At 69.3% G+C, this 23,317-nt stretch carries 19 protein-coding genes; 9 read left to right on the top strand and 10 right to left on the bottom strand.

Features of this window, described 5'->3' with window-relative positions; all coding sequences use genetic code 11:
- Window positions 1-13: 13 nt before the first annotated feature.
- The gene (locus BLQ75_RS03810) at window positions 14-595 is read right to left on the bottom strand and encodes an SMI1/KNR4 family protein (protein ID WP_092597792.1); all 582 of its coding nucleotides are present in this window, start codon (window positions 593-595) and stop codon (window positions 14-16) included.
- Between the two features lie 392 nt (window positions 596-987).
- On the opposite strand from BLQ75_RS03810, the gene BLQ75_RS03805 reads away from it, so the two are divergent.
- The gene (locus BLQ75_RS03805; RefSeq protein WP_092597789.1) at window positions 988-2,220 is read left to right on the top strand and encodes a primosomal protein; all 1,233 of its coding nucleotides are present in this window, start codon (window positions 988-990) and stop codon (window positions 2,218-2,220) included.
- A gap of 511 nt (window positions 2,221-2,731) precedes the next feature.
- On the top strand, window positions 2,732-3,922 hold the full coding sequence (locus BLQ75_RS03800; protein ID WP_211481142.1) for a coiled-coil domain-containing protein: 1,191 nt from the start codon (window positions 2,732-2,734) through the stop codon (window positions 3,920-3,922).
- Window positions 3,923-4,126: 204 nt separating this feature from the next.
- Here the strand turns inward: BLQ75_RS03800 and BLQ75_RS03795 are convergent, their stop codons facing one another.
- Both BLQ75_RS03795 and BLQ75_RS03790 read right to left on the bottom strand, forming a co-directional pair.
- Entirely contained in the window at window positions 4,127-5,422 is a 1,296-nt protein-coding gene (locus BLQ75_RS03795; protein WP_092597786.1) for a thymidine phosphorylase, read from the bottom strand.
- 55 nt (window positions 5,423-5,477) lie between these two features.
- Complete coding sequence (locus BLQ75_RS03790) at window positions 5,478-5,870, bottom strand: cytidine deaminase (protein ID WP_092597783.1); 393 nt, start codon at window positions 5,868-5,870, stop codon at window positions 5,478-5,480.
- A 449-nt stretch (window positions 5,871-6,319) separates the two neighbouring features.
- Between BLQ75_RS03790 and sdhC the strand changes: the two genes are divergently transcribed.
- From sdhC to BLQ75_RS03770, 4 genes are read left to right on the top strand one after another with little or no spacing between them, the layout of a single operon-like run.
- Window positions 6,320-6,754 (top strand): succinate dehydrogenase, cytochrome b556 subunit, encoded by a 435-nt coding sequence (gene sdhC / locus BLQ75_RS03785; protein ID WP_092597780.1) that lies wholly within the window; start codon window positions 6,320-6,322, stop codon window positions 6,752-6,754.
- Window positions 6,755-6,762: 8 nt separating this feature from the next.
- Window positions 6,763-7,182, top strand: a complete 420-nt coding sequence (locus tag BLQ75_RS03780) for a succinate dehydrogenase hydrophobic membrane anchor subunit (RefSeq protein WP_092597777.1) — start codon at window positions 6,763-6,765, stop codon at window positions 7,180-7,182.
- A gap of 36 nt (window positions 7,183-7,218) precedes the next feature.
- Window positions 7,219-9,009, top strand: a complete 1,791-nt coding sequence (sdhA, locus tag BLQ75_RS03775) for a succinate dehydrogenase flavoprotein subunit (RefSeq protein ID WP_092597774.1) — start codon at window positions 7,219-7,221, stop codon at window positions 9,007-9,009.
- Entirely contained in the window at window positions 9,009-9,800 is a 792-nt protein-coding gene (locus BLQ75_RS03770) for a succinate dehydrogenase iron-sulfur subunit (RefSeq protein ID WP_092597771.1), read from the top strand. The genes sdhA and BLQ75_RS03770 overlap by 1 nt, the downstream gene beginning before the upstream one ends.
- 399 nt (window positions 9,801-10,199) lie before the next feature.
- Here BLQ75_RS03770 and BLQ75_RS03765 read toward each other — a convergent pair whose 3' ends face one another.
- Entirely contained in the window at window positions 10,200-10,430 is a 231-nt protein-coding gene (locus tag BLQ75_RS03765; protein WP_092597768.1) for an SCO4848 family membrane protein, read from the bottom strand.
- Between the two features lie 90 nt (window positions 10,431-10,520).
- Here BLQ75_RS03765 and BLQ75_RS03760 point away from each other — a divergent pair, with 90 nt between their 5' ends.
- Window positions 10,521-11,789, top strand: a complete 1,269-nt coding sequence (locus BLQ75_RS03760) for a D-alanyl-D-alanine carboxypeptidase family protein (RefSeq protein WP_244515217.1) — start codon at window positions 10,521-10,523, stop codon at window positions 11,787-11,789.
- Window positions 11,790-11,822: 33 nt separating this feature from the next.
- Here BLQ75_RS03760 and BLQ75_RS03755 read toward each other — a convergent pair whose 3' ends face one another.
- From BLQ75_RS03755 to BLQ75_RS03735, 5 genes are all read right to left on the bottom strand, one after another.
- Entirely contained in the window at window positions 11,823-12,860 is a 1,038-nt protein-coding gene (locus tag BLQ75_RS03755; RefSeq protein WP_092597765.1) for a YhjD/YihY/BrkB family envelope integrity protein, read from the bottom strand.
- A gap of 59 nt (window positions 12,861-12,919) precedes the next feature.
- Window positions 12,920-13,963: a tryptophan--tRNA ligase gene (gene trpS, locus BLQ75_RS03750; protein ID WP_043570701.1), complete on the bottom strand. Its 1,044-nt coding sequence runs from the start codon at window positions 13,961-13,963 to the stop codon at window positions 12,920-12,922.
- Between the two features lie 108 nt (window positions 13,964-14,071).
- Window positions 14,072-14,305: a hypothetical protein gene (locus BLQ75_RS03745; RefSeq protein ID WP_170837306.1), complete on the bottom strand. Its 234-nt coding sequence runs from the start codon at window positions 14,303-14,305 to the stop codon at window positions 14,072-14,074.
- Window positions 14,306-14,636: 331 nt separating this feature from the next.
- Window positions 14,637-15,149, bottom strand: a complete 513-nt coding sequence (locus BLQ75_RS03740; RefSeq protein ID WP_092597762.1) for a hypothetical protein — start codon at window positions 15,147-15,149, stop codon at window positions 14,637-14,639.
- Window positions 15,150-15,292: 143 nt separating this feature from the next.
- Window positions 15,293-16,039: a hypothetical protein gene (locus BLQ75_RS03735; protein ID WP_170837288.1), complete on the bottom strand. Its 747-nt coding sequence runs from the start codon at window positions 16,037-16,039 to the stop codon at window positions 15,293-15,295.
- A 116-nt stretch (window positions 16,040-16,155) separates the two neighbouring features.
- Between BLQ75_RS03735 and BLQ75_RS03730 the strand changes: the two genes are divergently transcribed.
- On the top strand, window positions 16,156-18,192 hold the full coding sequence (locus tag BLQ75_RS03730; protein ID WP_092598397.1) for an ArnT family glycosyltransferase: 2,037 nt from the start codon (window positions 16,156-16,158) through the stop codon (window positions 18,190-18,192).
- Window positions 18,193-18,341: 149 nt separating this feature from the next.
- On the opposite strand, the gene BLQ75_RS03725 is transcribed toward BLQ75_RS03730, so the two are convergent.
- Entirely contained in the window at window positions 18,342-20,927 is a 2,586-nt protein-coding gene (locus tag BLQ75_RS03725) for a bifunctional FO biosynthesis protein CofGH (protein ID WP_092597756.1), read from the bottom strand.
- 234 nt (window positions 20,928-21,161) lie between these two features.
- On the opposite strand from BLQ75_RS03725, the gene BLQ75_RS03720 reads away from it, so the two are divergent.
- Window positions 21,162-22,598: a S8 family serine peptidase gene (locus BLQ75_RS03720; RefSeq protein WP_170837331.1), complete on the top strand. Its 1,437-nt coding sequence runs from the start codon at window positions 21,162-21,164 to the stop codon at window positions 22,596-22,598.
- Window positions 22,599-23,317 lie beyond the last annotated feature (719 nt).

Genomic DNA, 23,317 nt, shown 5'->3' with positions numbered 1-23,317 from the left:
ACGACCCAGCGGTTCAACGGATCTGCCAGTCCAGTCTGCCGTCCTCGGTCACGGTAGGCCTGCTGTACCCGGCGGAGCCCCCTTCGACCAACGCATGGTGCACATCGGCCAACATCGAGGCCAGATCGGCCCACAGCGGCGGACCGACACGGCTCATCTCCTGCTCCCACTCCAGCACGCAGCCGCGCAGCGGGCCGGGGCGCAGGTCCACCACCAGTTCGTCGGCGAAACCGTCACCCGCGATCGGAATCCAGGCCGGGTGGAAGCTGCTCCCCGCCGAGCCCGCGTAGTAGTCGCAGGCGGGTCGGTGCCACTTGTCCGCCCAGATCTCCCGGAGCTCGCACCAGACCCGCCACGCGCCCGGTGCGCCGTAGGGCGTGTAGAACGGCGGCAGCACATCGGTCAACGCACCGGTCTCGGTCCCGCCGCAACAGGACCACCACTCCTTGAGCTGGTGGGGAAGTGCCAGCTCGAAGCCGGACTCGAACTCGGCCATGTCCGGAGGGGGCTGAGCCTGCCGGAGCTCGGAAGCGGTGGTCGGCGCGTGCTCGGCGAGCCAAAGCGTGATTTTGGTCCACAGCAGCGTGACGTCCATTCACCTCAGGATCGGCCCGGCGCCGGGGAAACGATACCGCCAACCGTGAGGGGATGAGGGTTCTTTCCGGCCCACGCACGGAGGGATTTCCGAGGAGCGCGAGCGGCAACGACGACTCCCCCGGGCGGTCGCACCACCTCGTCCGGGGAATACGGGACGCGGCCGGTGTCTTGGTCGTGCCGCCTCGCGCTGAGGTAGCTTGGAGTTCCTTGCTTCGATGAGCCTCGCGACTCGGCCGCTCAGCGCGCCGAGCGTGCGGTCGACCGCCGGGTGAGCCATTGGGCAGGGCCCCTGGTGCGAGTCGGCCACGCACGGTGCGACACCGTATCGGCAATCGAATCCCCATCCCGTAGGCTTCGGCAGCGTCCGCTTCGGCGACCGGAGGTAGCAAGATGGCGCAGGACATCGTCCCGATCGAGCTCGGGCTGCCGCAGGGCGATCTGGTCACCCTCTGGGCTCCCCGCTGGCGCGAGGACGGCGAAGAATGGGAAGCCTTCCTCGGCCACGAAGAGAATCTGTACGCCTTCCCCGACCCGGCCCACCTGGCCGCTTTCGTCCGGTCCGGCGCGGTCAACGACCTGGACGACCACCCGGCGTGGCACGTCGTCCCCGCGCTGTCGGCTGTTGACCTCAGCCCGGACGAGGACCACCAGTACGACCTGGTCGGTGTTCCGGAGCTCGTCGCCGAGCCGCCGGACACCTGGACCATCAACGAGCTCTCGGAGATCGTGGAGATGGCGCGTTCGCTGGCGGAGGTCTGCGAACTCGACACGGTCACCGAGGTGCTGCAGGACGCCGAGGGATTCGACCTGCTCGGCGAGGGAACGCTGCCGTTCAGCGGCAAGGAGGGTCAGCGTCGCTGGAACCGGCTCTGCCGGGTGGTCGCCGAGCGGTGGGACGAACTGCTCGACGCCATCGACGGCGTGGTGGCCACGCCGGAGGTGGACGCCGCCGCCGTGGCCACTGCGGAGAGCGAGCTCGCCGAGGCTCTGCCCGGCGAGGACGACGAGACCGCTCCGGCAGCGGCGGAGGACTCCGAGTACGAGGAGCTCGGCGAGCCCGAGGAGGAGCAGGGTTTCTGGCGCGAGATCGGCATCGATCCGATCAAGATCGTGACCGGTGGCCGGGAGTACTACTCGCTGCGCTGCTACCTCGACGACGACCCGGTCTTCCTCGGTTCCGAGGGCAGCATCGACGTCTGCACCTCGCCCCGGGCGCTGGCCCGGTACCTGGCCGAGGACAAGGTGGACGGTTCGGACCTGGCGCGCGTGGCGACGTGGCCCACGGTCAAGAACAAGGCCACGGGCGGTGAACTGGAGATCGAGGTCGAACAGGACAACACCTACGTGCTGAGCGGGCTGGACGCCGATCTGGACGAGGGCCCGTCGGCGGTCGACCCGACCCAGCTGGATCTCGCCGAGGAGCTGCTCACCGACGCGGCGGCCTGGGCGGGCGACGAGAGCGTGGAGAACGCGCTGGCTCCCTCCGAACGTCTGGGGTGGATGCTGTCGTTCGTGCTCCGACCCGACCCCAACCGGCTGCCCCCGACCCCGCCGTTCGACGACGAGGTCGCGGCGTGGCGCGAGCTGGTGGAGAACTTCGAGGCGCGGCTGCGGGTGCACTGACTCCGCACCGGTGGACCCGTTCGCCGTCCGGCCCGAAGCACACCGAGCGGAACGAGCGCGCGACGCGGGGCGCACTCCGACGGCCTCGCGTCGCGGCGGTCCGCTCCGCTGTTCCCACTGGGTTCCCGTCCGGCCGCACGACCAACCACACGGATGACTTCGCGCCATACTTTCGAGGCAGGAACTCCGGTCAGCGGCAGCGCACACCACAGTTAACTTCAATCTTGCCGTTGAACCAACGACCACTTTCGTGCGAGAATCGATCACTCTACGCGACCACAGCTCGCGGGGGATCACTCACCGCGGCTCGCCGAACACCCCGGGGAACCACGACGAAGGAGCTCGTGATCAACGCGACCACCTGCGATGATCTCCGAAACATTACTCCGTTCGAGGGAACAACGGCCACCGTATTCGTGGAAAATCCCGGGGGGCGTATGCCCAACCGACCGCCCACTCGCTACGCTCCAATAGTCCTCTCCCTCCCCCTCGAAGAAGGACGACCTTTGCCGTGAACGAGAACAGCCAAGACACGGTGTCGTTCGACCGTATGCGGAACATGCTGACGCGGGCAGCGGAGATCCGCGAAAGCGAACAGCAGCAGATCTTCGACGCTCTCGACGAGATCAACGCCCGGATGTCGCCGCTGGAGTCACTCGGCTCCGTACGCAAACGGCTGTCCGAGCTGCCGGATCGCACCGAAGTCAGCGTGCTCGCCGAACGACTCGACGAGGCACTGTCCAAACTGGAAGCCCAAGAGAACGCGATCTCCGGCCTGAACAGCCAGGTCGAGGGCCTCGCCGAGAAACTGTCCAAACCGTTCGCCCAACTGGACGGCAGGCTGGACAGCATGGCAGGGCGGTTCGACGGCGTGAACGGCCGCGTGGACGGCCTGGAGGACAAGCTCTCCCACGTCCACAAACGACTCGAGGAACTGGGTCAGCACCTGGACAAACAGGACTCCCGCCTGGAGGAGGTTCCCGGCTCCGTCCAGGAGCCGCTCCGGGAGCGTCTCGACCAGATGGAGACCAGCCTGCGCGGGCGGTTCGCCGAGATCGACGAAGGCGTTCACGAGCACCTCGACGGCACCAGGGAATCGTTGCAGCGTTCGGTGACCGACGCGGCCCAGGAGGTCCGCAACGGCATCGGCGAGACCCTTTCCGAGAACGCCGAGAAGGTCAACGGCAAGCTCGACGCGCTCGCGGAGCGCCCGGCGGTGGACCCGACCGAGCGGCTGCAGCAGCTCGCCGACCGGCTGGAGGCACTGGCGGGGCGCCTGGACCAGGTGTCCGGCCGGATCGACTCGGTCGAGGAGAACGTCAACAGTCGCCTGGACTCCGTCGAGAGCGGTGTCACCGAGCGGATCGGCGACGTCGGCAGCACCCTCGGCGAGGACCTCTCGCAGTTGCGCGGAACGCTCTCGGAGCGGCCGGACTCGGAGGCCCTGGACTCGCTGGTGCGCAATGCCAACGAGGAGAGCGAGCGCAAGCACGCCGGACAGCTGGACGAGGCCATGGCGACCTTCGCCGAGCTGATCCTCGGCGGCGGCGCCCCCTCGAACAACTCCGCCGTCTCCCCGCCGACGACGCTGCCCCGGCAACAGCAGCAGCGTCGCGGACGCTCCAAGAGCGCCAAACGGGACGCGGACAAGTCGAACGGTTCGGACGAACTCGACGACGACTACACGGCCGACAGCGCCTGAGTGAACGCCTCCGGTTGGCCCCTCCGAGCGGGGGGACGGCTCGGCGCGGCAGCGCCGGACGGCTCACCCCCCGCTCACCGGGACCGGCCGGGGCCACCGGTGGAACCGAGACGGTGCGCCGTCTCCCACCGGGAGGGCATACCGCGAAGGGGATGAACGGGGACCACCCGGTGTGACGCCCACCAGTTCGAGGACCGGTGGGCGTCACACCTCCGCGTCGGCTCCACCCACTCGCTCCAGCACCGTCGGTTGCCGCCGGACCTCACCCTCGGTGATCTCGTGGGCACCGTGCAGGCGCCGCAGCGCGTCCTCGATCGTGCTCGGCTCATCGGTGTGCAGTTCCAGCAGCGGATCACCCTCCGAAACCCGGTCACCCGGCTTGACCAGGCAACGTATACCTGCCGCGTGCCGCACCTCGTCCTCCTTGCGAGCACGGCCTGCGCCCAGCAGCCAGGCGGCTTCGCCGATCGCGCGGGCGTCCAGCTCGCCCAGCGTCCCACCCCTGGTGGCGCACAGGGTGTGCACGTGCGCGGCCTCGGGGAGTTCCGCGTCCGGATCTCCCCCCTGAGCGGCGACGAGGGCACGCCACTGCCGGTAGGCCGCCCCGGACTCCAACACCCGCGCCGGATCCACGTCGGACAGGCCGCAGGCCGCCAGCATCTCACGGGCCAGCGCGAGCGTGAGTTCGGTGACGTCCGAGGGGCCCCGTCCGCGCAGTACCCGAACCGCCTCCTCGACCTCCAGGGCATTGCCGACCGTCGCGCCCAATGGCGTGGACATCGGGGTCAGCAGCGCGCTGGTGCGCACCCCGTTGTCGGTGCCGATGGCGATCAGTGTTCGGGCCAGCCGTCGTGCCCGCTCCGGCTCCGTCATGAACGCCCCGGAGCCGCACTTGACGTCCAGCACCAGCGAATCGGTTCCCTCGGCGATCTTCTTGCTCATGATCGAAGCGGCGATCAACGGCACCGACTCCACGGTGCCGGTGACGTCCCGCAGCGCGTACATCCTCCGGTCGGCTGGCGCGATCCCTTCCGTGGGAGCGCAGATCACCGCCCCCACCTCGTCGAGGTTGCGGCGCAGCTCGGAGGTGCTCAGCCGGGCACGCCACCCCGGGATGGACTCCAGCTTGTCCAGAGTCCCGCCGGTGTGGCCGAGACCGCGTCCCGACAGCTGGGGGACGGCGGCCCCACAGGCGGCCACCAGCGGTGTCAGCACCAGGGTGATCTTGTCACCGACCCCGCCGGTGGAGTGTTTGTCCACCGTCGGCCGGTCCAGCCCACCGAGATCGAGCGCTTCTCCCGACTCCACCATGGCGGTGGTCCAGCGGGCCGTCTCGGAGTCGTCCATACCGCGCAGCAGGATGGCCATGGCCAGGGCGGACATCTGCTCCTCGGCCACCTCGCCCCGGGCATAGGCGTCCACGACCCAGTGGATCTGTTCGGTGGAGAGCCTGCCGCCGTCCCGTTTGACGCGGATTACCTCCACGGCACTGTGCGACACGTCGAGCTCCGGTTCGTCGGTGATTCGGGTGAGGGGTCCGGGGAACGCGGCGCGGTCAGGGCGGCGGGGAGAAGGGACTCGGGAGCAGCTGCCGCATCGGGAGGATGCCCTCCTGGGTGTCCACCAGACACTCCGGTCCGCCCATCTCGTGGAGCAGCTGCCTGCACCGTCCGCAGGGCATGAGCAGGTTGCCCTGACCGTCCCGACAGGAAACGGCGACCAGGGCACCTCCCCCGCTCATCTGGAGCTCTCCCACGAGCGTGCACTCGGCACACAGGGTCACCCCGTAGGAGGCGTTCTCGACGTTGCACCCCACGACCACCCGCCCGTCGGTGCAGCGGGCCGCCGCCCCCACGGCGAGCCCGGAGTAGGGGCAGTAGGCGTGTTCGGCAGCGAAGGTGGCGGCGGCACGCAACGCCGGCCAGTCGACGGAGTTGGGTTCGACCAAGTTCCCCGATCACCACCCGCGCTCACTCGTTCGGGCACTACTCAACGTAATCACCCTTCATTCCGGTCCCGGAGGCGCCGCTCACTGCCCAAAAGTGAAATATGTCAACGAGGAACAATGGCGGACCTGCACACACCTGACGGTACGTGCGTTAATACGATAAGAGTGACACTAATCTCGGACCAGCCGGTTGACGCCCACCGCGTGGAGCCGCGCCGAACCGGCCCGGAACGGATCTACATCGATCAACCCACCCCCGGTGGTTGTCTGCTCGATCACAGCGGGCACATGCGAGTAGGACAGGCGAGGGGCACGGGTCTAGCATCCGATGGGTCAAGGGTCCGTTCGGGTAATCGGCGCGGGCGCAGGGTGCTGCGGTTACGGGCCGTTCTCCGCACAGCAGCCGAAGCGGGCCCAGAGTCCACCAGCGACGTTGGAGGCCTTCCGTCATGGCCAGCACAACCGCCACCGCGGCGGAGGGACGCCCCCGCGAGGAAGCCCCTCGCGCCAAGGGCACCCTCTATCGCGGCGACCTGGGCATGTGGTCGTGGGTCGCCCACCGCATCACGGGCGTGCTCACCTTCTTCTTCCTGTTCGTACACGTCCTGGACACCGCGCTGGTGCGTGTCTCGCCCAACGCGTACGACACGGTGATCAACACCTACAAGCATCCGCTGATGATCGTGTTCGAGCTCGGCCTGCTCGCGGCGGTGCTCTTCCACGCGTTCAACGGAATCCGCGTGATGCTCGTCGACTTCTGGTCCAGGGGACCGAGGCTGCAGCGGCCGATGCTGTGGACCGTCCTGGTGCTGTGGCTGGTACTGATCATCCCGGCCGCCATCAGCATGATCGCCCGTGCCGCCACGGAACTGTTCGGGGGTTAGTACCGACCATGACCACTACCGAAGCACCACTGTCCGTCGACAAGCCGCGCTCCCCCGCTCGCCCCGCGGCCAGGCGCAGCAACTTCGAGCTCTACAGCTGGATCTTCATGCGGCTGTCCGGCGTCGTGCTGCTGTTCCTCGTCCTGGGGCACCTGCTGATCATGCTTTTCCTGGACGGCGGGGTGCACCGGATCAACTTCGCCTTCGTGGCGGGCCGCTGGGCGTCCCCGTTCTGGCAGTTCTGGGATCTGACGATGCTGTGGCTGGCGGGGCTGCACGGCGGCAACGGGCTGCGCACGGTCATCAACGACTACTCGCGTTCCGACCGTACCCGTTTCTGGCTGAAGATGCTGCTGTACTGCTCGATCGTGCTGACCGTGGTTCTGGGAACGTACGTGCTGTTCACCTTCGACCCGAACATCAGCTGACGCGCGGCCCAGCAGGCGACGAGCCAAGGAGACCCCATGCAATTCCACAAGTACGACGTGGTCGTCGTCGGCGCGGGTGGCGCGGGGATGCGCGCCGCCATCGAGTCAGGCCAGCGCGCCCGCACCGCCGTACTCACCAAGCTCTACCCGACCCGCTCGCACACCGGTGCGGCGCAGGGCGGGATGTGTGCCGCCCTGGCCAACGTCGAGGAGGACAACTGGGAGTGGCACACCTTCGACACCATCAAGGGCGGTGACTACCTGGTCGACCAGGACGCGGCCGAGGTGATGGCCAAGGAGGCCATCGACGCGGTACTCGACCTGGAGAAGATGGGGCTGCCGTTCAACCGCACCCCGGAGGGGCGCATCGACCAGCGCCGCTTCGGCGGGCACACCAGGGACCACGGCAAGGCCCCCGTGCGGCGCTCCTGCTACGCGGCCGACCGCACCGGGCACATGATCCTGCAGACGCTCTACCAGACGTGCATCAAGCACGGCGTGGAGTTCTTCAACGAGTTCTACGTGCTCGACGTCAACATGACCACCGACGCCGACGGCACACAACGCTGCACCGGGGCGGTGGCCTACGAGCTCGCGACCGGCGAGATCCACGTCTTCCAGGCCAAGTCGGTGATCTTCGCGACCGGCGGGTTCGGCAAGGTCTTCAAGACGACCTCGAACGCGCACACCCTCACCGGCGACGGCATGGGCATCGTCTACCGCAAGGGGCTGCCGCTGGAGGACATGGAGTTCTACCAGTTCCACCCCACCGGCCTCGCGGGGCTGGGCATCCTCATCTCCGAGGCGGTGCGCGGCGAGGGCGGCATCCTCCGCAACGCCGACGGGGAACGCTTCATGGAGCGCTACGCCCCCACCATCAAGGACCTCGCGCCCCGCGACATCGTGGCGCGGTCCATGGCGATGGAGGTGCTGGAGGGCCGGGGCGCCGGGCCGAACAAGGACCACGTACTGCTGGACGTCACCCACCTCGGCGAGGACGTGCTGGAGAGCAAGCTCCCGGACATCACGGAGTTCTCCCGCACCTACCTGGGCGTGGAACCGCTGCACGAACCGGTCCCGGTCTACCCGACCGCGCACTACGCCATGGGCGGGGTTCCCACCAACATCGACGCCGAGGTGCTCGCCGACAACGAGAACGTGGTTCCCGGCCTCTACGCGGCCGGTGAGGTCGCCTGCGTCTCGGTGCACGGGTCCAACCGGCTCGGCACCAACTCGCTGCTGGACATCAACGTCTTCGGCCGTCGTGCGGGCATCGCGGCCGCGGAGTACGCCCAGCGGCACGACTTCCTCGAACTACCGGAGAACCCCGCCGGACTGGTCGAGGGAATGGTCAACCACCTGCGTACCGCCGAAGGCGGCGAACGGGTGGCCAACATCCGCACCGCGTTGCAGGAGACGATGGACGCCAACGCCTCGGTGTACCGCACCGAGGAGACCCTCAAGCAGGCACTGTCGGACGTGCAGCTGCTCAAGGAGCGCTACGGGCGCGTCGCGGTGCAGGACAAGGGCAAGCGCTACAACCACGATCTGCTGGAGGCCGTCGAGCTGGGCTTCCTGCTCGACCTGGCCGAGGCACTGGTCAACTCCGCGTTGGCTCGCAAGGAATCACGTGGCGGACACGCACGCGAGGACTACACGACCCGCGACGACACCAACTTCATGCGGCACAGCATGCAGTACAAGCAGCTGCCCGATGAACAGGACCCGAACGCGCCGCTGGGCCTGACCGGTTTCCTCTCGGACATCCGCTTGGACTACAAGCCCGTCACCGTAACCCGGTACCAGCCGATGGAGCGTAAGTACTGATGACCGCCCCCACCACCAACGCGAGCACCGAGACGGCCGACCTGCCCTCGGACGCGCCCCCGATCCCCGAGGGCTCGACGATGGTCACGGTCAAGATCGAGCGCTACAACCCGGAGGTCGACGACGACCTGCACTGGGAGTCGTACCGCATCCCGGCGTTGCCCAGCGATCGCGTGCTGAACCTGCTGCACTACATCAAGTGGTACATCGACGGCACGCTGACCTTCCGGCGTTCCTGCGCGCACGGCGTGTGCGGTTCGGACGCCATGCGGATCAACGGTGTGAACCGGCTGGCGTGCAAGGTCCTGATGAAGGACATGTTCGCCAAGAAGGGCGAAACCACCATCACGGTGGAGCCGATCAAGGGACTTCCGGTCGAGAAGGACCTGCTGGTCAACATGGAGCCCTTCTTCGAGGCCTACAAGGCGATCAAGCCCTACCTGGTCGCCACCGGCAACGACCCGACACGGGAGCGCATCCAGTCGGTGGCCGAGCGGGAGCGGTTCGACGACACGACCAAGTGCATCCTGTGCGCCGCCTGCACCACCTCGTGCCCGGTCTACTGGTCGGAGGGCTCCTACTTCGGGCCCGCCGCGATCGTCAACGCGCACCGGTTCATCTTCGACAGCCGGGACGAGGCCGCCGAGGAGCGGTTGGACATCCTCAACGACATCGACGGGGTGTGGCGCTGCCGCACCACGTTCAACTGCACCGACGCCTGCCCGCGCGGTATCCAGGTGACCAAGGCGATCCAGGAGGTCAAGCGGGCGCTGATGTTCCGCAGGCGCTGATGTTTCGGCGCCCCACGGTCCGGCCGACCGCCGGTTCGCGCGAAATCGGCGGTCGGCCGGATCGTGACGCGCGCGGGGAACGAGCCGTACTTTCGCCACAGGGTTGACCCCGTACCTCGTTGTACGGGGTCGTGAGGACGTATGCGCCGCGACGAGTGGGAGGACGACGGCGCACACTCCCGGGCCCTGCTCGGCAGCGGGTGACCACCTCGGCTGCCTCGGCGCACGGAAACGCGGAAGCCACCGGCCCGGTGATGTTCGTGGCTCCGCGGGATCACGATATCCGGATTCGTGGCCGACGTCTCGCCCGAACCGCTCAACCGGGCCCATGTCACAAACTTAACTCCCCCGAGCGGGTGAGTCCGGTCGCGGACGGACCCGCCCGGGGAACCCCCTCGGTCAGCTTCTCCGGTTCGCGCGGTGGGCCCGCCAACCGAGCACGCCGATGACGGTCCCCAGCACGAGCGAAACCACCGCGATCACCACGTGCACCCACAGGAACGCCGTCGGCGACCCGTTCGACCACGACTGCTCGTCGCCGAGGATGTTGCGGAGGAAGGTGGGCCACAGCAACCAGGACCAAACCCCGAAGGCCAGCAGGAACAACGCCATACCACGGGTAATTCGCACGGGCCCAGTATCTACTGTGCCCGCCGCCACAGCCCCACGGGGCACGGTCGGCGGATTCGCGTCACTCCGCCGTGACCTAGGCTGGTCCGCGTGTCCACAGCAGCCAACCGCGCCCCGGCCCGCATCGCCGCGGTGGTCCTCGCGGCGATCCTGTCCATGGCACTGTTCGTGCCCACGGGCTCGGCGACGAGCCGGACACGACCGAACTGCCCGAACGCGACGCTGCCACCCCCACCGGTGGACAGTTCGGAGGAGCCCGCCCCCGGAGAACCCTCGCCGGAACCGCTGCCCGTGCCGGAGGAACCGATCGGCGGCCCCGGCATGGGAAGCTGCGGCCCCGTGGTTCCGCCAGGGGCACCCGCGCCTCCGGGACAGCTCAGCTCGGCCGCCTGGATCGTCGCGGAGCTGGGCAGCGGAAGGGTGCTGGCCGCCAAGAACCCCCACGGCAGGTACCGCCCCGCCTCGGTGATCAAGATCCTGACGGCGCTCGTGGCCGTACGTGAGCTCGACCCGAGCGAGACGATCACGGCCACCCGCGCCGACGCCGAGGTCGAGGGCAGCTCGGTGGGGCTCGAACCCGGCGTCACCTACACCGTCCGCCAGGTGTTGGCGGGACTGATCCTGCAGTCCGGCAACGACGCGGCTCACGCGCTGGCGCGCGAGCTCGGGGGCGCCGAGGAGACCGTGCGGCGCATGAACCGGCTGGCCGGACGGCTCCGCGCCGAGGACACCAGGGCCGCCACCACGTCCGGACTGGACGGCCCCGGTATGAGCACCTCCGCCTACGACATGGCTCTGATCCTGCGTGCCGCGCTGGACCACCCGGAGTTCGCACGGCCCGCGAGCGCGAAGCGCACCCAACTCCCCGCCCCGCCCGGCCAACCACCGCTGCGCATCGCCAGCGACAGCGACGTGATGCGCGGCTACCCGGGGGCTGTCTTCGGCAAGACCGGTTTCACCGACGACGCCCGGCACACCAGGGTGGTGGCGGCGGAGCGGAACGGGCGCGAGCTGGTCGCCGTCCTGCTGCGCGGTGAACACCGCCCGGTGGACATGTCCGAGCAGGCTGCCGCGCTGCTCGACTACGGTTTCCGGCTGGACGGACGACAGGCTGTCGGGAAGCTGGTGGCACGGCGCGCCCCGGAACCGAGCACCACTCCCACCAGTGTTCCGGTCGAGGCCGCACAGCGGAGCTCCGAGGAGGACGGCGGCCGCTTCGGGCGGTTCGGCGTCGGTTTCCTGGTGCTGCTGGTGTTGGCCGTCGTCACGATCCTGGCCGCACTGCGAACGCACCACGCTCGCAGGAGGATCGGCGGCTCCGTCGGGGGTCGGCGCGACGATCCGGGCGAGCACGGCTGACGGAACCGCGCCCTCCCACGCCGCGTACCCGTCTCAGCGCCGTCCGCGCACCAACCACCCGAGCAGCGTGCCGAGACCGAACACGCCGAGCACCGCGCCCGCCCCGCGCCGGGCGGGCACCACGGGGCGGATCACGGCGGGCGGCGGTGGCTCCACCTCCGCGACGGGCTGGTTCTCGCTGGCCGAAGCCGTCCAGGCGGTGACGAACAGCAGGAACCTGGAGGTCAGGTAGGCGAAGACGAGCAACCCCAGGATGGGCCCGAAAGCCGCCGCGGCCGGTGAGGAGCTCAGACTGTTCAGGTACACCACACCGACCTGCTTGAGGACCTCGAACCCCACCGCCGCGAACAGCGCGCCCCACACCGCGCTGCGCGGCGTCACGGGCCGCCTGGGCAGCCGGGCCAGCACCCACAGGAAAACGAGCCAGCTCGCCGCCAGCGACAGCAGCAGGCTCAACAGCCACAGCGCGACGTCGGCCCCGGCGTTGTCGCCGAAACCGGCCAGCCGGAACAGCATCCTGCCGACACCGCCGCCGAGCGCGCTGATACCGAACGAGACCGCCATCGCCAGTCCGAGCCCGACCAGCGCGAGCAGGTCCGCGAAGGTGCGTCGGACGAAGGACAGCGTGGTCGGCCCCTGGCCCCACTGGGCGGTGAGCGCCTCGCGCAGGTTGGTCATCCACCCCAGGCCGGAGTAGAGCGCCGCCAACAGCCCGATGATCCCGACGGTCCCGGCCTGTTCGATGGCCTCGTCCACGACGCCGTTGATCAGCTCGCTCAGCTGCGGGCTGGGCACGGCCTCGGCGATGGCGGACTGGAGCCGCTGCAGCAGGTCGGGGTTGCTGGCGAGCACGAACCCGGCCGCGGCGAACAGGATCATCAGCAGCGGCACGAGCGCGAGCACGCTGAAGTAGGTGATGGCCGCGGCGTAGTAGTCGCCGTAGTTGCTCTGGTAGCGCCCCGCCGCGCGAACCAGCCGGTCCAACCGGGGATAACGCGCCCGGAGCAGCTCGAACCTGCCGGGGCTCGGCCGCTCGCGCGCGGTGCGTGCCGGTTGACTGCGGTCGGCCACCTGCTCACACCTCCGCCGCTCGCTCGTCAGTGGCAGCAGGCTACCCCGAAAGGATCAGTTCAGCCCGCCGGCGGTAGGAACCCGACCCGGTCGTAGGCCTCGCGCAGTGTCCGCGAGGCGACGGCCCGGGCACGCTCGGCCCCCCGTCGCAGGATCTTGTCGAGCTCGGCGGGATCGTCCAGGTACTCAGCCACCCGCTGCTGGAAGGGCGTCAGGAAGTCGACGAGCACCGCGCCGAGGTCCTTCTTGAGATCGCCGTAGCCGCTGCCCTCGTAGGCGGTCTCCAGCTCGGCGACGGACCTGCCGGTCATGCCCGAGTAGATCACCAGCAGGTTGCTCACGCCCGGTTTGTTCTCCGGGTCGTAGCGGATGTCGCGTTCGTTGTCCGTGACCGCCGAGCGCACTTTCTTGGCGGTGCGCTTGGGATCCTCCATGAACTCCACGACCCCGGAGGGGATCGACTTGCTCATCTTGGAGGTCGGGTCCTGCAGGTCGAAGATGCGCGCGGTGTCCTGGGGGATGTGCGCTTCCGGCACGACGAAGGTCGAGCCGAACCGGGAGTTGAACCGCTGCGCGAGCGTGCGGCTGAGCTCCAGGTGCTGGCGCTGGTCCTCACCGACCGGGACCACGTCGGTGCCGTAGAGCAGGATGTCGGCGGCCATCAGCGCGGGGTAGGTGAACAGCCCGACGCTGACGTGCTCGTCGTCCTGCCGGGAGGACTTGTCCTTGAACTGCGTCATCCGGGAGGCCTCACCGAAGCCGGTGAGGCACTCCAGCACCCAGCTCAGCTGGGCGTGCTCGGCGACGTGGCTCTGCACGAACAGCGTGCTGCGCTCGGGGTCGATGCCGAGCGCGAGCAGCTGGGCGGCCGCGTTGCGGGTGTTGGCGCGCAGCTCCTCGGGGTCCTTGGCGATGGTGATCGAGTGCAGGTCCACCACGCAGTAGAAGGCGTCGTGGGTCTCCTGCAGCGATATCCAGTTGCGCAGCGCTCCGAGGTAGTTACCGAGCTGGAAGGAACCGGCCGTGGGTTGAATGCCGGAGAACACGCGGGGGCGCGCGGCGGCCCCGCCGGACTCAGTGGTAACGGAACTCTCGGTGTGCACGCCAACGATTCTGGCAGAGCCGCGCCGGGGCCGGTGGAGTGAGGGGCCGGTGGGGTGAGGGTGGCGATCCGCGAGCGGACCCGGCCCAGCGGGTCGCGGCGAGCCCGTTCAGCTCCGCCGCTGGTTCTCCGGCTGCACCGGGGCCTTCTTGCGCCGCAGTGTTCCGGCGATCATCCCGAGCACCCCGAACACGATCGCTCCCACTCCCACGGGAGTGCTGAACGCGTCCAGCGGCGTGGCCTGCGCCCGTAGCTGCGCCGCCCCGGTGGCCGCCTGGGCCTGGACCCCGGTCGTCAACAGCATCATCGCGAGCATCGACAGCCACGCACCTGCGCGCCCCATACGTCTACGCACGAGTCGTGCCTTTCTGGTTGGACTTCGATCCTGGTCGCCACGTGACCACCGCACGTTCCGCGCCGTCACACGACGGAGCGAGCCTCCGGCTTCCCCGCCGGGCCGCGTCCGGTACCGACAACGCTCGACCGGTCGTGCGGTGACGGCGAAGAGCGTATTGGGTGTCACACGGACGGCGACAACGGGGCCGCACGGAAACCGAACGCGAAGCTGAGCACCGCTCCGGTCCGAGTCCTCGGCTCGCCTCGGGAGACGCGCCGGGCACCGAAGGGGTTGCGTGCCACGGGCCCCGGCTCCACAGGCCGGGGAGGACGACGGCTCAAACCTTACCGAAGCTCACACCGCGCCAGGTCCAGCCACAGCCGGTGACAGCTTTTCGGAGAGGATTCTTCATCTCCGAGGTCGAAAAGGTAGCCTGACGTTCCCATCGCCGCTTTCCGTCCTCATCTTTCCTCAGTGCCCACACGGATTTTACGTTTTTGGCCTGGCCCCGCTCGAACTCGGCGCCGTGCACGACCTGTGGCACCCCACGAACCCAGTCGATCGTCCACTTGTGATCGGTGGAGCGCATTTCTTTCCTCTCCGGATCGAATCGCATCAGGATGCTGTAGAATTCCCGCTCGCTGAATATCCTGAAGTGCTCGTACCAGTACGGGTTCATGACCCGCCACTCGCACACCAGATCGACCCCATCGGGCCGCCCGTCCCGCACCACGAAGGAGGCTTCGGGCCGGTTGACCGCCATGAGCGCCTGGTAGACCTCCTGCGAGGAAAGCGGCTGAACCCCCTTCTCGGGCCGCTTGGTACCGGTGAACCCGTCGAACAACCCCATACTCACCTCCCATCGGCGACAGTCGATTGATCACCCTACCGAGTGAGTGCACCACTCCGCCGGAAGATCGACGAAAAATCCGCCCACCCCGAGGAACGGGATGGGCGGAAATCGCGCTTCGCACGAAGCGTCCCCGAAAACCGTCAGTTGTCGGCCGAGCCACCGCTGCCGGTTCCGGAAGCGCCGGAATCACCATTCCGACCGCTGTTCCCGCCCCGAACGGGAAAGCCGTCACTTCCGGTGCTGTCCCCCGAACCGCTCCCGGACTGCTGAGCACTGATCGTGGTGGCCGTCACGTCGCCGCCCAACAACGTCGCGACGACCGTGACGGTCAGCCCCCGATCCAGCTCGTCGAGCGTGCTCCGGCCACCGTCCACGACCGTTTCGGAGTTCACGGCGTACTCACGCCGGTAGTCGTCACCGCTTCGCACCGTGACGCTCGTGTCCCCGACGGCGGTGAGCGTGCCGCGTTGCAGCCGCTTCGTGCGGTAGGTGCCCTGCTCGGTCTCGACGGTGAACTCACCGTGCAGCGCGTCGGACAGCACCGAGGTGCTCCCCGCCCCACCCGGTTGCCCCATTCCCCCGAACCCACCACCGCCGCCGACCCCGGGAGCACCACCACCGGGACCGCCAGTCCGCTCGGAACCGGCCCCGGAAGTGATCGCGGTGACCGAAACACTGCCCGCCACCCCGACCGCGAGAGCGATCGCGACCACGGCAAGCGTGCGACGCGGCCCCCACCGCACGGGCCCCTCGGTACGACGCGGGGGTTCCGGGACCGCGTCCCGATCTCGTCCGTCCGTCTCGGCGCTCTCGGTCATCCGCTGCTCCAACTCACGACGACTGGTCAGGCAACCGTGGGTCCCACCCTGCCGTGCGGGACTGGGCAACTGCCGTGAGCCGAGTGAGAGTTCACCGGGAACCGGGGAAGGCGGGGGGCGATACTCGGCGAACACCAAGGAAACACTCGCACTCTCGTAAGGTCGCGGTGCCAGGCTCGATCGCGATGGACGCACTCGTGGCAGGACGATCCCCCGTTCCGCACCGGACCGAGACACCCCGGCGATCACCGCTGCGGCGAGCGCTGCGCGGCCGATCCTCGGACCCGGTGTGGGCACGCCCGACGCTGCTGCTCCTGCTGTTGGCGGCGGCCCTGCTCTACTCACTCGGTCTGGGTGCCTCGGACTGGGCCAACGGCTTCTACTCGGCCGCCGTGCAGGCAGGCACCCGGAGCTGGCAGGCGTGGCTGTTCGGGTCCAGCGACGCGGCCAACGCGATCACCGTGGACAAACCACCCGCCGCCCTGTGGGTGATGGTGCTCTCGGCCAGGATCTTCGGGCTGAGTCCGTGGAGCGTCCTGTTGCCGCAGGCGCTGGCCGGAGTGCTGACGGTGGGGCTGCTCCACGCCACCGTGCGCCGCTGCGCGGGCCCGCTCGCTGGGCTGCTGGCCGGCGCGGTGCAGCTGCTGACGCCGGTGGTGGTGCTGATGTTCCGCTTCAACAACCCGGACGCCCTGCTGGTGCTGCTGCTGGTGGCGGCCGCCTACTGCGTGGTGCGCGCCACCGAACGTGCGAGTCCGCGCTGGCTCTCGCTGGCGGGTGTCGCCGTGGGTCTCGGTTTCCTGACCAAGATGTTGCAGGCGTTCGTGGTGCTGCCGGTCTTCGCGGCCGTGTACTTCCTCGCGGCCCCCGCCCAGTGGTCCAAGCGCCTCTCGCACCTGGCGACGGCGGGGCTGAGCGTGCTGGCCTCGGCCGGTTGGTACGTGGCGCTCGTCGAGTTCTGGCCCAGCTCGAACCGCCCCTACGTCGGGGGCTCGCGGCACGACAGCCTGTGGGAACTGACCATCGGCTACAACGGCCTCGGAAGACTGACCGGGGAGGAGACCGGTGGCCTGGGCAACACCGACTCGGACATGGGCTGGAACCGGCTGCTGGGCCCCGAGATGGGCGATCAGATCGGCTGGCTGCTCCCGGCGGCGCTGATCCTGCTGGTCGCCGGACTCCGGATGACCCGCCGTGCGCCGCGCACCGACGCGATCCGCGTGAACCTGCTGCTGTGGGGCGGCTGGCTGGTGCTGACCGGAGCGATCTTCAGCTACGCCAGCGGCATCATCCACTCCTACTACACCGTGGCGCTCTCCCCGGCCGTCGCCGCACTCGTCGGAATCGGCGGCACCGTGCTCTGGCGGGCCCGCACGGACCCGAGGGCGCGGGTCACCATGGCCGGAACCGTGCTCGTCACGGTGATCAGCGGGGTGCTGTTGCTGCGGGAGAACACGGCCCAGCACCAGTGGCTGGTCCCGGCGGTGCTCCTCCTCGGGTTCGCGGCCGCCTGCCTGTTGCTGGTGACCAGCCGGACCTCGCGTGCCGTGACGCTGTCGGCGGCGGCCGCCGCGCTGGTGGCGTGTCTGACGCTGCCCACCTCCTACTCGGTGGCCACCGCGGCCACCCCGCACACCGGGGTGCTGCCCGCGGCGGGTCTCGGTGGTTCCGGCGGCTTCGGGGGCGGAGGCGCCCCCGGTGGGGGCGGCGCACCGTTCGGCAACGGCGCGGCCAACAACCCGGCACCCGGCGGCCCGGGCTCCGGCGGAGGTGACAACGCCGCCGGACCGGGACGGACGGGCGGCGACGGTGGCTTCGGCGGGGGTGGCGGTCCCGGTGGGGGTGCGTTCGGCATCAGCACGCCGGGCGAGCGGCTGCGCGAACTGCTGCTGGAGGACGCGGACTCCTACACTTGGGTGGCCGCGACCACCGGCTCCAGCAACGCCGCCGGATACCAACTGGCCACCCGAGAACCGGTGATGGCGATCGGCGGTTTCAACGGGACCGATCCTTACCCCACCCTCACGAGGTTTCGGGAACTGGTCGACTCCGGACGAATCCACTACTACGTCGAGACCTCGATCCTGGGCGGTGCGGGCGGCATGACCACGGGCGATGACGGCGGCACCACCGGGACGGCGGACCGGATCGGCCAGTGGGTCGAGCGGAACCACCCGGCGCGGACCGTAAACGGCACCACCGTCTACGACCTGAGCGAGTGAACCCGGTGCCGAAAACCACCACTCACGGGTCACCCCGCGAGGGCAGCACCCCGAATGGCACCCGCCACACCGGAGCGGTCCTCGCCGGACGCCCCGTGTGAGGTTCCGCCGGGCTCACTTCCTCAGCTGATCGAACCGGTCCGAGCGAGTCAGCCGTGGGCCGAGACCCCCAGCGACATCACGGGGACGGGGCCGTAATCGGTGCCACGCTGCCGTGCCCGCCTCCCGGCATGCCGGGAAACCTCGTGCAGCTGTTCGATGGTCCGCTGCGAACCGTGCTCGGAGCCGGCCATCCTGCTGATGGTCTCCTCCATCAGGGTGCCGCCCAGGTCGTTGGCACCACCGCGCAGCACCTCGACGGTGCCCTCGTCCCCGAGCTTGACCCAGGAGCACTGCACGTTGTCCACCCGGCCGTGCAGCGCCAACCGCGCCATCGCGTGCACGGCCCGGTTGTCCCTGCGGGTCGGACCGGGACGGGCCAGCCCCGCGAGGTAGATGGGCGCGTTGCGGTGCACGAAGGGCAGCGCGACGAACTCGGTGAACCCGAGGGCACCGTTCTCCCGCGCGGTGTCCTGCACACCGGCCAGCGTGCGCAGGTGGCCCAGCCAGTGCTCGGGCGTGTCGACGTGCCCGTACATCATGGTCGAGGAGGAGCGGATGCCCAGCCGGTGCGCCGTGCTGATCACGTCGATCCACTCGGACGCGGGGAGCTTGCCCTTGGTCAGCACCCACCGGACGTCGTCGTCGAGGATCTCGGCCGCCGTGCCGGGGATCGTGTCCAGCCCGGCGTCGCGCAGCTCGGTCAGCCACTCCTCGACGCTCACCCCCGCCTTGGCGGCGGCGCTGACTATCTCCATCGGACTGAACGCGTGCACGTGCATGTCGGGCACCCGATTCTTGACCGCACGCACCAGGTCCGCGTACGCGCCGACCGGCAGCCGGGGGTCGATGCCGCCCTGCATGCAGACCTCGGTCGCACCGGCGCGCCGGGCCTCCTCGGCCCGATCGGCGACGTCCTCCGGCGAGAGCCGGAAGGCGTCGGCGTCGCGCTCCCGCTGCGCGAAGGCGCAGAACCTGCAACCCACGTAGCAGACGTTGGAGAAGTTGATGTTGCGGTTGACCACGTAGGTGACGTCCTGACCGACCACATCGGCCCGCACCGCGTCCGCGAGGCGCGCCATCTCGTCCAGCGCCGCACCGTCACAGGTCAGCAGCGCCATCGCCGCCTCGCCGTTGGCCGGATCGAGCAGGGCGGCCGGGTCCTGCTCGGCCAGCCGCAGCCCCGCCGCCACGTCCGAGTCCAGGCGTTCCGGCGCCCCCGTGGCGGGCAGCCGGTCCCGCAGCTCCTCCCAGTCGCCGTAGACGCTGTCGAAGTCACCGCGGCGCTCGGTGTTGCGCCCCTCGGTGTCGATACTGCTGTTGAGGTCGGTGCGCCCGACCGATTCGAGCCCGCCGTCCGGCTCCTGCCACTCCCGGCCCTCCGGCCACGCGTCCGGATCCGCCATACCCTCGGAGTCGGCCAGCGCCGCGACGTGGGCGGCGATCCTGGGATCGAGCCAGGCACTGCTGTCGCCCGCCAGTCCGGCGCGCACGTACTTCGGGTAGGCGGTCAACCGCTGGCGCAGCTCGAAACCGGCGGCAGCGGTCTGCTCGGCCAGTTCGTCCACCTTCGGCCAGGGGCGCTCCGGGTTCACGTGGTCCGGGGTCACGGGTGAGACCCCGCCCCAGTCGTCGATACCGGCCCGCAGCAGCAGCGCGTGCTCGTCGCCCACCAGGTTCGGCGGTGCCTGCACGCTGACTCCGGAGGGCATGAGCAGCCGCGCCACGGCCACGGTGGCCGCGAGCTCGTTCAGATCCGCGTCCGGCATGCCGCGCATGGCCGTGTCCGGCTTGGCGCGGAAGTTCTGCACGATGATCTCCTGCAGGTGGCCGTACTGCCTGGCGCTGGCGCGCAGCTCCAGCAGCGAGTCGGCCCGTTCCGCCTTGGTCTCCCCGATGCCGATGAGAATGCCGCTGGTGAAGGGAACCCCCACCCGCCCGGAGTCGGCCAGCACGCGGAGCCGCACCGAGGGCTCCTTGTCCGGACTGGCGTAGTGCGGATTGCCGGGCCGGCTCCACAACCGCTCCGAGGTGGTCTCCAGCATCATGCCCATGCTGGGGGCCACCGGTTTCAACCTGGTCAGTTCCGACCAGCTGAGCACGCCGGGGTTGAGGTGCGGCAGCAGGCCGGTTTCCTCCAGTACCGCGATCGCGCAGGAACGCAGGTAGTCCACCGTGGAGGAGTAGCCGCGCTCGTGCAGCCACTCGGCAGCGGCCGACCAGCGCTCCTCCGGCCGGTCGCCGAGGGTGAACAGCGCCTCCTTACACCCCTCGGCCGCTCCCCGCCTGGCGATGTCGAGCACTTCCTCCTGCTCCAGGAAGGGCGCGGAGACCCGGTGCGGGACGGTGGCGAAGGTGCAGTAGTGGCACCGGTCCCGGCACAGTCGGGTCAGCGGGACGAAAACCTTGCGGCTGTAGCTGACGACGCCGAGCCGTCCCTCCGCTCGCAGGTGCGCGTCGCGGACTTTCCCCGCTGCTTCCAGCAGCGTTCGCAGGTCCTCACCGCGAGCGTGCAGCAACACTTCCGCCTCCGTGCTGTCCAGCGCCACCCCTTCGGTGGCCCTGCGCAGCGCACGACGCATGGCGGAGGCGTTGGGAGCTGGTTCGGGCGGCGGTACTTCGAGATCGACCGACACGCCAACAACCGTAACCCCGCGGCGAGCACCGACACAGCGAAGCGAACGCGCGATGAGTCACAGCAACCACACGGCAGAACGGTTGATTACTCCATTAAGACCTATCCGCTAGCCGGTTCGGGGCGCAAACTCCCACACTCAGTGATCCTTTTTGCTCGTTCGGGAGGCTCGGTGTCACCCAAACCCCTGAGACTCAAACCACTGCGGACAATCGGTTCCGCGCTGGCCCTGACCATGCTGGCCCCGGCCGTGGCCGCCGCGGGACCGCTGAACTCCGCCGGGACCGGCGATCCGGCGCACTTCGTCGTCGTGGGCCCCGAGCACGGCGGGCTGGAACGCACCGCCGCCTCGGTGCGGGCCGCGAACGGTGAGGTCGTGCAGAGCTGGCCCGAGATCGGTGTGCTGCTCGCCACCTCGCGCGACTCCGAGTTCGCCTCGGAGGTGCGCGGCGATCCCGGCGTGCGGGCCGCCGGAGCGAGCCGCAACCTCGCCGAACAGCTCCCCGAGAACAACGGTGAATCCGGCTCAGAGACGTTGGAGAAGCGTCGGGGCACCCTGGCAGCCGACTCCGCGACCCGCTCCAGCGAGGACGGTGAGGAGCCGCTCGCCGCCGAGCAGTGGGACATGCGGATGATCAACGCCGACGAGGCCCACGAGAACTCCGACAGCGGTGAGGGCGTGACCGTGGGCGTGCTCGACTCGGGCATCGACCCCGACCACCCCGACCTGGCGGCCAACCTGGACGCCGGCCGTTCGGTGGGCTGCACCGAGAACGGCACACCCGACCCCTCGCGGCAGGCCTGGGCTCCGACGAACAGCGGACACGGTACGCACGTGGCGGGCACGGTCGCCGCCGCGAACAACGGGGTGGGAATCTCCGGCGTCGCCCCGAACGCCACACTCGTGTCGATCAAGGTCGTCAACGACGAGGGCTTCATCTACCCCGGTTCGGCGATCTGCGGGTTCATGTGGGCCGCCGAGCACGGCGTGGACGTGACCAACAGCTCCTACTTCATCGACCCCTGGTACCTGTGGTGCCAGCGCGATCCCGACCAGGCGGCCGTCGCCGAGGCGGTCCGTCGTGCGGTGGCCTATGCCAGGGGCAACGACGTGCTCAACGTCGTCGCGGCGGGCAACAGCAACTGGAACCTGTCGAAGCGGATCCACGACACCAACAGCCCCAACAACGGCGGCCCCACCGAGGACCGCTGGACGGGCAACGGGTGCCAGGTGCTCCCCGGTGAGCTGCCCGGCACGGTGACCGTCTCGGCCGTGGGTCCGGAATCGGGCAAGTCGTTCTACTCGAACTACGGCATCGGTTCGGTGGACGTGGCCGCACCGGGTGGCGACAGCAGGCAGACCGCCGACACCCCCTCCGGCAACGGCGCCGTGCTGTCCACGCTGCCCGACGGCGAGTACGGCTTCTACCAGGGCACCTCGATGGCCTCCCCGCACGTCGCCGGGGTGGCCGCGCTGATCAGGGCGGAGCACCCGCACTGGAACGCGCGGATGGTGAACGCGGCGCTGCGCTGGCAGGCCGACACCGTGCCGTGCCCCAAGAGCTATGACACCGACGGTGACGGCGAGGACGACGCGAAGTGCCGTGGCGGCAGGACCGGCGCCGGCTTCTACGGTGCGGGCATCGTCGACGCGCTGAACGCGGTGCGCTGACGGGCGGAGTTCACGCGGGAAACAACGACGCGGGGTCTTCTCGGACCGGTTCCGGGAAGACCCCGTTCGCGTTCCTGCCCGGGTGACTTCCGGGCCGGCCTCTCCCCCGGAGGAGCTCGCGGCGTTCTCCGGGCGACCGGCCTCAGCGGTGAGTTCGTCGCGGCGCCCCACCACCCGTTCGGACGAGGAAACAGCCGGTTCGGACGCTCTTGTCCGGACAGATGCAGAAGTGCATCCCGCAGACGGGGCACCTGGGGGGCGTTCGGTGCTGCGGCATACCGATCTCTCCTCACTGCGCTGCTCGTGTTCCAAGCCGCTCGACATCCACGAGTACCGTTCGCCGTCCGGCCTCCCCACGGGCTTCGGCCACGGCTCGCGAACGGCGTCGACCACGGTGCTCCGGATGACGGAACGGCTCGCTGCTCCACTGGGACGCGGGCGACCCGGCGCTGGTTGCACCGGCGGGGCGTGGCTCCACTATCGGGGCCTCGGCGCACGCGGGATTCTCGCCGAAAAACCCGTTCCACCTCGGAGAGCGCCGCGGCGATTTCGCGAGCGACCTCAAGGGGCGCATGCACCAGCCGGAAAAGGCTTGACCAGGCGTCCTCGTGAGGGCGCTGATCGGACTTTTTGCCGGGCAGGTCATGACTGCCCGATGGGCGGCAGACCTGCATGCCCATGCCCTCGTCCCAGGTCGAGCCACTTGTTGCACGCACCGG

Source organism: Actinopolyspora xinjiangensis (assembly GCF_900104475.1).
GTDB classification, from domain to species: domain Bacteria; phylum Actinomycetota; class Actinomycetes; order Mycobacteriales; family Pseudonocardiaceae; genus Actinopolyspora; species Actinopolyspora xinjiangensis.
The sequence above is the reverse complement of the archived record's forward strand: the minus strand, read 5'-3'. Positions and strand labels throughout refer to the sequence as shown.

Excerpts from the sequence above, each read along its gene's own strand:
- BLQ75_RS03810 (WP_092597792.1), bottom strand. The coding sequence starts at position 595 with ATGGACGTCACGCTGCTGTGGACCAAAATCACGCTTTGGCTCGCCGAG.
- BLQ75_RS03805 (WP_092597789.1), top strand. The coding sequence starts at position 988 with ATGGCGCAGGACATCGTCCCGATCGAGCTCGGGCTGCCGCAGGGCGAT.
- sdhC (WP_092597780.1), top strand. The coding sequence starts at position 6,320 with ATGGCCAGCACAACCGCCACCGCGGCGGAGGGACGCCCCCGCGAGGAA.
- BLQ75_RS03780 (WP_092597777.1), top strand. The coding sequence starts at position 6,763 with ATGACCACTACCGAAGCACCACTGTCCGTCGACAAGCCGCGCTCCCCC.
- sdhA (WP_092597774.1), top strand. The coding sequence starts at position 7,219 with ATGCAATTCCACAAGTACGACGTGGTCGTCGTCGGCGCGGGTGGCGCG.
- BLQ75_RS03770 (WP_092597771.1), top strand. The coding sequence starts at position 9,009 with ATGACCGCCCCCACCACCAACGCGAGCACCGAGACGGCCGACCTGCCC.
- BLQ75_RS03745 (WP_170837306.1), bottom strand. The coding sequence starts at position 14,305 with ATGGGGCGCGCAGGTGCGTGGCTGTCGATGCTCGCGATGATGCTGTTG.
- BLQ75_RS03740 (WP_092597762.1), bottom strand. The coding sequence starts at position 15,149 with ATGGGGTTGTTCGACGGGTTCACCGGTACCAAGCGGCCCGAGAAGGGG.
- BLQ75_RS03730 (WP_092598397.1), top strand. The coding sequence starts at position 16,156 with ATGGACGCACTCGTGGCAGGACGATCCCCCGTTCCGCACCGGACCGAG.
- BLQ75_RS03720 (WP_170837331.1), top strand. The coding sequence starts at position 21,162 with ATGCTGGCCCCGGCCGTGGCCGCCGCGGGACCGCTGAACTCCGCCGGG.